Origin of the sequence: Streptomyces klenkii, from assembly GCF_003626645.1 — a bacterium.
In the GTDB taxonomy this organism is placed as follows: domain Bacteria; phylum Actinomycetota; class Actinomycetes; order Streptomycetales; family Streptomycetaceae; genus Streptomyces; species Streptomyces klenkii.
This window is the reverse complement of sequence record NZ_RBAM01000012.1, coordinates 228,895-237,026: the sequence shown is the minus strand read 5'-3', so window position 1 is coordinate 237,026 and position 8,132 is coordinate 228,895. Positions and strand designations below refer to the sequence as shown.

5 protein-coding genes are annotated in these 8,132 nt (G+C 73.6%); all 5 read left to right on the top strand.

The window, feature by feature from the left end; genetic code table 11:
• Positions 1 to 282: 282 nt before the first annotated feature.
• The 5 genes from D7231_RS26840 to D7231_RS26820 all read left to right on the top strand — a co-directional run bounded on the left by D7231_RS26840 (position 283) and on the right by D7231_RS26820 (position 8,047).
• A complete protein-coding gene (locus D7231_RS26840) occupies positions 283 to 1,227 on the top strand; it encodes a D-alanyl-D-alanine carboxypeptidase family protein (protein WP_120758122.1) in 945 nt (314 codons plus the stop codon).
• Between the two features lie 515 nt (positions 1,228 to 1,742).
• Positions 1,743 to 3,782, top strand: a complete 2,040-nt coding sequence (locus D7231_RS38175) for an ABC transporter ATP-binding protein (protein WP_120758121.1) — start codon at positions 1,743 to 1,745, stop codon at positions 3,780 to 3,782.
• A 615-nt stretch (positions 3,783 to 4,397) separates the two neighbouring features.
• Positions 4,398 to 5,048 carry a DUF4360 domain-containing protein gene (locus D7231_RS26830; RefSeq protein WP_120758120.1) on the top strand — a complete coding sequence of 217 codons (651 nt, stop codon included), beginning with the start codon at positions 4,398 to 4,400 and terminating at the stop codon, positions 5,046 to 5,048.
• 181 nt (positions 5,049 to 5,229) lie between these two features.
• Complete coding sequence (locus D7231_RS26825; RefSeq protein ID WP_120758119.1) at positions 5,230 to 5,817, top strand: ATP-binding protein; 588 nt, start codon at positions 5,230 to 5,232, stop codon at positions 5,815 to 5,817.
• A gap of 109 nt (positions 5,818 to 5,926) precedes the next feature.
• Complete coding sequence (locus D7231_RS26820) at positions 5,927 to 8,047, top strand: SpoIIE family protein phosphatase (protein WP_120758118.1); 2,121 nt, start codon at positions 5,927 to 5,929, stop codon at positions 8,045 to 8,047.
• The last annotated feature ends 85 nt before the right edge of the window (positions 8,048 to 8,132 follow it).

Sequence of the window (8,132 nt, the reverse complement as noted above, 5' to 3'; positions counted from 1 at the left end):
CGTCGCGGCCGAGCTCAACAGCCGCCCACGCAAAACGCTCGGCTGGGAAACCCCAGCCGAGCGTCTCGCTAAGCTTCTGGCCACAGCCAGTTGATCACTGTGTTGCTACGACCCCTCGAATTCGCCTCACCCGGGCGGGCTCTTCTCGTACCACATCCGCTCCCGGCGTCCCGTCAGCCTCCGAAGTCCCGTTCACCCGTGAGGGGTTCGGATTTCTTCCCGCGCACGGGCCGGTGCGACGATGCCGCTCGCCCGACCCGACACCCGAGGAATGGAGCCTTGATGCAGCGACGTGGGGGAGAGCAGGACCGCCGCCGAGGAGCGTGGGGAGCGCCCCTGGCGGCAACGGTGACGGCGACGGCCGCGGCGGTCGCCGCCGCCCTCCCGGCACCGGCCGCACAGGCCGCGCCCGGCCCTTCGGTCAGCGCGAAGGGTGCCTACCTGATGGACGCCGGCTCCGGGCGCCCCCTGTGGGCCAAGGCGGCGACGGTGGAGCGGCCCATGGCCAGCACCACGAAGATCATGACCGCGGTGGTCGTCCTCGACGCCCCGGGCATGGACCTCGACCGGCAGATCCAGATCAAGCAGTCCTACCGCGACTACGTCCAGCGGACCGAGGCCAGCACGGCCGACCTCCGCACCGGCGACAAGCTGACGACGCGTCAATTGCTCTACGCGCTGATGCTCCCCTCCGGCTGCGACGCCGCCTACGCCCTCGCCGACGCGTACGGCACCGGCCCCGACGAGGAGGCCCGCACCAAGTCCTTCGTCGCCAAGATGAACGCCAAGGCCCGGCAGCTGAAGCTGACCGGCACCACCTACGACTCCTTCGACGGCATCTCCTCCGCGGGCCGGAACCGCTCCACCCCGCAGGATCTGGCCAGGCTCTCCCTGCACGCCCTGCGCAACAGCACCTTCCGCACGGTCACCGGAGCGCTGAACACCCAGCAGAAGGCCAAGAACATCAACCGGCTCTACACCTGGTACAACACCAACAAGCTGCTCGGCTCGTACGACGGCGTCACCGGCGTCAAGACCGGCACCACCTCCGCCGCCGGCCCCTGCCTGGTGTTCGCCGCGCGGCACGGCGGCCGCACCGTCGTCGGCGTCCTCCTCAACGACGCCGCGAACCGCTACCCGGACGCCGCGAAGATGCTCGACTACGCCTTCCGGAAGCACACGCCGCTGAAGCTGCGCAGGCTCCCCGCCGCCGCGCACGAGGACTGACCGCGCCCCGCTCCCGCCCGCGAGCCCGGACCCCTCCGAGGGTCCGGGCTCGCGTTGTACCAACTCCCGGGAACCGGCGATGATTTATACCTGAACGAGTGAACAGTCCGCAGGGAACTGCGGGTTGGCGAAGGCTCCCGCGGGCCGGGGCGGTTAGAGTCCTACCTGTCCGGAAACGGGCACCGGAAAGCCGCGGACACCCCGACGGCACCGGACGAGCAGCCGTCCGCCGGGGTCCCGTCCACCACCCTCAGTCCGACTCCCACGGCACGCCGCCGCGTACCGCAGCCTTGGCGTGCCCCTCGGCCATGCCCTTGGCACGGATCGGTTCACCGACGCCTCTCGCCGCCAAGCACCAGCGCCCTCCTGCCCGCACCCGACGGTCAGCCCCACCGCCTTCAGGAGGCTTCCATGTCCCGCCCCGCGTCCCCCGCGGCGTACGTCACCGCGTCCCGCTGCGCGCCGGCCACCGCGCCCGCGACCGGCCCGCGAGCCTACCGCGCACCGGAGCCACGGTGACGCCCTTCGCGCGGCGGCCGCCGCGCACGTTCCCGGTGTCGGACAGTGAACTCCTGCTGTTCGGCGGCGCCTTGCGGCCGGACAAGGCCTTCGTCACCCACGAGCGGCCGCTGCTGCGGCTGTCCTTCTGGGCGATGGCCCGCCAGCTGCCCGCCATGGTCGCCACCGTCGCCCGGGCCGCCTGGAGCGAGGACCCCCGGGCGCTGTGCGCACTGCTCGGCGCCGAGCTGTGCCAGGGCCTGACGCGCGCCTTCGGGCTGGTCGCCGCCAACCGTGCCCTGACCGCCCTCTTCACCGCCGGCCCCACCCCCGCGCGGCTGCGCGAAGCCCTGCCCTCGCTGATGGCGGTCACCTCCGTCGCCGCCGCCACCGCCCTGCTCTCGGCCGTCTCCCTGGCGGCCGCCGGCCAGCTGGAGCCGAAGGTGGAGCGCGTGTGCACCGCCCGCTTCTACCGCGGCGCGGTCCGCGTCGAGCTCGCGGTGCTGGAGGACAAGGACTTCCACCGCCTGCTCGACGCCGGCCGCTTCGGCACCGACTCGGTCCGCCTGATGATCGGGTCGTCCGTCACCGTCGTCAACGCCCTCGTGGGACTGGCGGCTTCGGCCGGAGTGCTCGCGCTGCTGCACCCCTCGCTCGTGTTCATGCTCGTCCTCGTCGCGGCCCCCAAGGGCTGGGGCGCGGTCGTCACCGCCCGCCGCCAGTACGCCTCCCGGCACGCCTGGATCGAGCACCGGCGCGCCATCTCCGTCATCACCTCCACGCTCACCGGCCACGACACCGCCGCCGAGATCCGCGTGCACGACGCCGGCCGCATGCTCGTCGGCGCCTACGACGACATGGCCGCCACCGTCGAGAAGGAGCAGCAGCGCCTGGCCCGTGCCGAGGCGGTCACGTGCAGCGCCGCCTCCGCCCTCTCGGGAGGCGCCGCCCTCGCCGTCTACGGCGTGCTGTGGCTGCTGCTCGCCTCCGGCGGGATGCCGCTCGCCGTCGCCGGCACCGCCGTCATCGCCGTACGGGCCGCGGGCGCGAGCCTCACCGCCCTGGTGACCCAGACCAACCGCCTCTACGAGGAGGCCATGTACCTCGGCGACCTGGAGCGCGCCTGCACCGAGGCCGAGCGCCACGCCATCCCCGCGGGCGGCACGCCGCTGCCGCACGGCGTGAAGGAGATCCGGCTGGAGAACGTCACCTTCCGCTACCCCGGCGCCCCGGTGGCCGCGCTCAGCGACGTGAGCCTGACCGTCCCGCCCGGCAAGGTCGTCGCCCTGGTCGGGGCCAACGGCTCCGGCAAGACCACCCTGTCCAAGCTGGTCGCCGGGCTGTATCTGCCCACCTCCGGGCACCTGTACTGGAACGGCGTCGAGATCCGCGACGCCGACCGCGACCAGCTCTTCGACCACGTCGCCGTCCTCTCCCAGGACTTCCCGCGCTGGCCCATGACCGCCCGCGCCAACGTGCACATCGGCCGCCCCGGAGCGTCCCCGGACCAGGCCCGCATCGAGCGCGCGGCCGCCGAGGCCGGCGCCACCGGCGTCGTCTCGTCCCTGCCGCACCAGTGGGACAGCCTCGTGGTCAAGGGCTTCGAGCGCGGCACGCAGATCTCCGGCGGCCAGTGGCAGCGCCTGGGCAGCGCCCGCGCGCGCTACCGCCGCGCACCCCTGCTCATCGTCGACGAGCCGACCTCGGCCCTCGACCCGCGCGCGGAGGCCGAGGCGTTCCAGTCGCTGCGGACGCTGACCGACGACGGCACGACCGTCCTGCTGATCACCCACCGGCTCGCCGCGACGGCCACCGCCGACCTCATCTACGTCCTCGATCACGGACAAGTGGTGGGCAAGGGCACGCACGAGGAGCTGATGGCCGTCGAAGGCGGCCTGTACCGGTCGATGTACGAGCTCCAGGCCGCCCAGTACGGCATCGGTGCGCAGCAGTCCGCCGCCGGTGCCGCCCCCGGCCAGGCTCCCGCTCCCGCCGCGGCCACCACCGCCACGGCCCTGCGCACGGGTCCGCCCCATGCACAGCCCGCCCAGACCTGAGGACCGCGCGGTCACCCCGCCCGCCGCCCCCGCACCGCCCGCGCCGCTGCCGGCCCCGCCGGATCCGCTGGGCCCGCTCGCGAGCACCCTGCGCGATGTGCTGGGGTGCCTGGGTGTGATCACGGCCGCGGTTCTCATCTCCCTCCTCTGTGTCCATCTCGGCCAGGCCTTTCCCGGGCTAAGGGGAACGCCCTGACTCCCTTCCGGGTTACGCCCGGCGCCCGCCCGAATTCCGGAACGCTTCCGCGGGCGCCGGCGGGCGCCGGGAAAACCGGGGTGAATTCACGGTTCCGGGTGCGGCCCGGTGCGGCCGTTTTCCCTGTATTGAGCAAGTGTCTACAGGCGCCGAGGGGTTGTGACGGCCCACCGGCCCCGCTGACCTGGATGTCCGCCGGTCGGCGAGAACCGGCGAACGGTTGTCCTACGCGGAGTCTGGCGCACTCGGGTGGCGCCTCCTACCATTCGAACGCTCCCGTCCCCAGGGGTTCTTGGGAGGCAGGGCATGGCATGTCCATGCCCTAACCGCACCATGCTCCCACCCATTCCGGTCCGGCGTCCTCCGGGATCCCGGCCGAAATGACGTCGCTCATTCCGAGGACAACCGATTGGAGAGCCATGCCCGGCGGCCTTATCGCAGGAGCCGCGCTCGCGGCGCTGTTCGCCTCACCGATATCCACGTACGACGCGTCGATCATCGTCAATCCGCCCCCGGACAAGATCGTGATCGAGATCGCCACGGTCAACGGCTCCGGTTGCCCCGCGGGCACGGCCGCGGTGGCCGTCGCGCCCGACAACACGGCCTTCACGGTCACCTACAGCGACTACCTCGCCCAGGTGGGCGTGGGGTCCAAGCCGACCGACTTCCGCAAGAACTGCCAGCTCAACCTGATCGTGCACGTCCCCCAGGGCTTCACGTACGCCATCGCCAGCGCGGACTACCGCGGCTACGCGAAGCTGGAGTCCGGCGCGAGCGGCACCGAGAAGGCCTCGTACTACTTCCAGGGGTCCTCCATCACCACGCCCATCAGCCACACCTTCCGCGGCAACTACGCGGACAACTGGCAGGCCACCGACCGCGTCGACGTGGCCGCGATGGTCTGGGCGCCCTGCGGCGAGAAGCGGAACTTCAACATCAACACGGAGCTGCGGGTCAACGCGGGCAGCTCCGACCCGTCCAAGACCACCAGCTTCATGACGATGGACTCCACCGACGGCGACCTCAACACCATCTACCACCTGGCCTGGAAGGAGTGCCCGAGAAACTAGCGGCACCGCTCTTCGGGGGCGGTGCGCAATTTGCGCCGTCCCCACCCGCCCCCACCTGCGGTGATCGCACTCCGCTCGGCCACCGTGACCCACTGGGTATAGACCTCTGGCGAAAAGCAGGCGACTGTGGGGGGAACCACATCCGGCGCCCCGCGCTATCCCGATTGTGCTTGAGCCCCCCATGTATGCAGCCATCCGCGACACCGCGAGACCCACGCACCCGGCTGACGCCTTCGCCTCCGCCTGCGACCCGGCCGTCGCCCTCCGGTCCGCCGCCCCGAGGAAGCTCCCCGCTCCCTGGGGCCCGCACATCCCCCTGTGCATGCACGGCCCGCTCTCCCGGCGGCAGCCCCACCCCGGCCTGCCGCCCGGCGTTCCCCCGCCCGGCCGTGCCACCCAGGCCCTCTCCCTCCCCGCGACGGAGCGCTCCGTCGCCGCCGCCCGCCGGTTCTCCCGGGCGCTGCTGGCCGAGTGGGGCCTGCACGAGCTCGCCGACGACGCGGCCCTGCTGCTCTCCGAGCTCGTCACCAACGCCGTCGTGCACGTCCCCGGCACGCCCCAGGGCGTCCAGCTCGTCCTGAGCCGGGGCGAGGGCCACCTCGTCGCCCAGGTCACCGACCCGGGCGGCTACCTGCCCCGCTGCGGCGAGGCCGGGCCCGACAGCGAGAACGGGCGCGGCATGTGGCTCGTCGAGCAGATCGCCGCCCAGTGGGGCCACCACGCCTCCGGCAACGGCAAGACCGTCTGGTTCACCCTCCGCCTGCCCTAGAGCGCCCCGCCACGCCCGCGCCGCCGCCGTCCGGCCGCCCCGCGGGAGGCGCACCCGCCCCCTCCGGAGAGACCATGGAATCGCTGCGGCGGGCGGAAGGAGGTCCTCGATGGGCGCGACCGACGCATTCCGGGCCCGCCCCGTCCAGCAGGACTCCGGCCGCGCGCCGTACGTGCCCGGCAGCCTGCTGGACGAGCTGGGCGTGGCCGCCGGAGTGCTGGACCGCGAGGGCCGGATCGTGCTGTGGAGCCCGCAGGCCGAGCAGCTCTTCGGCTGGAGCGCGGCCGAGGCCCTCGGCCAGTACGCCGCCCGGCTGCTGGTCGCCGAGGAGGACGTCCACGCGGTGCTCCAGCTGTTCGCCGAGGTCATGGCCGAGGGCGAGACCTTCGCCGTGGTCTTCCCCGCCCGGCACAAGGACGGCGGCACCCGGCTGATCGAGTTCCGCAACGTGCGCCTGGAGGACCGGCACGGCGAGTTCTTCGCCCTCGGCATCGCCACCGACCGGGAGGTCCTGCGCGCGGTCGAGCGGGACCTCGCCCTGTCGCTGGGCCTGGTCACCCAGTCCCCGATCGGGCTCGCGGTCCTCGACACCGCGCTCCGTTACGTCATGGTCAACCCCGCCCTCGCACGCATCTACGGCCTGCGCGCCGAGCAGTGCACCGGGCGCACCGTCCGAGAGGTGCTGCCCCGCGCGGACACCGGCGCCATCGAGGCCGCCATGCGCGAGGTCCTCGCCACCGGCACCCCGCTGCTGGACCGGATGGCCATCGGCCACGAGGGCGGCGGCGCGGACGAGACGCAGGCCCAGCTCGTCTCGTACTACCGCCTGGAGGACCCGGGCGGCCAGATCCTCGGCGTCGCCACGTCCCTCGTCGACGTCAGCGACCGCCACCGCGCCCTTGAGGAGGCCCGCCGCCGCACCGCGCTCATCGCCGACGCCTCCGTGCTGATCGGCACCACGCTGGAGCTGGAGCAGACCGCGCGCGAGCTCGCCGAGGTCGTGGTGCCCCGCCTCGCCGACGTCGCCGCCGTCGACGTCCTCGACACCGTCGTCGACAGCGGGCGCGGCGGCGGCTCCGCGGGCCGGGGCGAGGTCTTCCGGGCCCTGGCCGTCACCGCCGCGCGCGGGACCGACGCCGCCACGTCCGCGGCCTGCGCCGACGCCGTGCGGGCCGCCGACCCGCCCGGCGGGATCGCCAAGTACGACCACGACCGGCTCGTCGCCCGCTGCGTGCGCACCGGCCACCCGGTCAGGGTGCCCCGCGTGCACGCCGAGGACCTGCCGGAGATCGCCCGCGACGCCGACGCGGCCCGCCTGCTCGCCCGCGCCGGCCTGCACTCCTACATGGCCGTGCCGCTCATCGCCCGCGGCGAGGTGCTCGGAGCCCTCGACCTCAAGCGCATCAGCAACCCCCGCCCCTTCGACGAGGACGACGCCGCCCTCGCCGCCGAGCTCGCCGCCCGCGCCGCGGTCTCCATCGACAACGCCCGCTGGTACCAGCGCGAGCGCGCCGCCGCCCTCACCCTCCAGCGCAGCCTGCTGCCCCAGCGGCCCCAGGGATCCGTCGGCCTGGAGATCGCCTTCCGCTACCAGCCCGCCGGCGCCGCCAGCAGGGTCGGCGGCGACTGGTTCGACGTCATCCCGCAGGACGGCGAGAAGAGCGCCCTGGTCGTCGGCGACGTCATGGGCAGCGGCATCAACGCCGCGGCGGCCATGGGACAGCTGCGCACCGCCGCCCGCACCCTCGCCCAGCTCGGCCTCGACCCGGCCCGGGTGCTGCACCACCTCGACCACACCGCCAGTGGTCTGGACCAGATGATCGCGACGTGCCTGTACGCCGTGTACGACCCGCGCAGCGGCCTCTGCCGCGTGGCCAACGCGGGCCACCTCCCGCCCGTCCGCCTGCGCCCCGCCCACCCCCCGGCCCTCGTCGACCTCCCCGCCGGGGCCCCGCTGGGCGTCGGCGGCGTCCCCTTCGAGAACACAGCCGTGAACCTCGCGCCCGGCGACGGCCTCGTCCTCTACACCGACGGCCTGGTCGAGACCCGCGACGAGGCCATCGACGCCCGCCTCGAAGCGCTCCTCGCCGTCCTGGCCGACGCCCCCGGCGGCCTGGAGGCGACCTGCGACCTCCTGCTGACGTCCCTGCGCCCCGGCAACGACCAGGACGACGTGGCCCTCCTCATCGCCCGCGCCGTCCCGGCACCCCCTGCGGCCCCGCGACCGTGACCGGCAGCTCCCTCAGCGGATGCGACCGGAACGACGCCCGCCGCCCGCAGCTGCGCGCAGGACGGGCGCCGGCCGGGGATTTTCC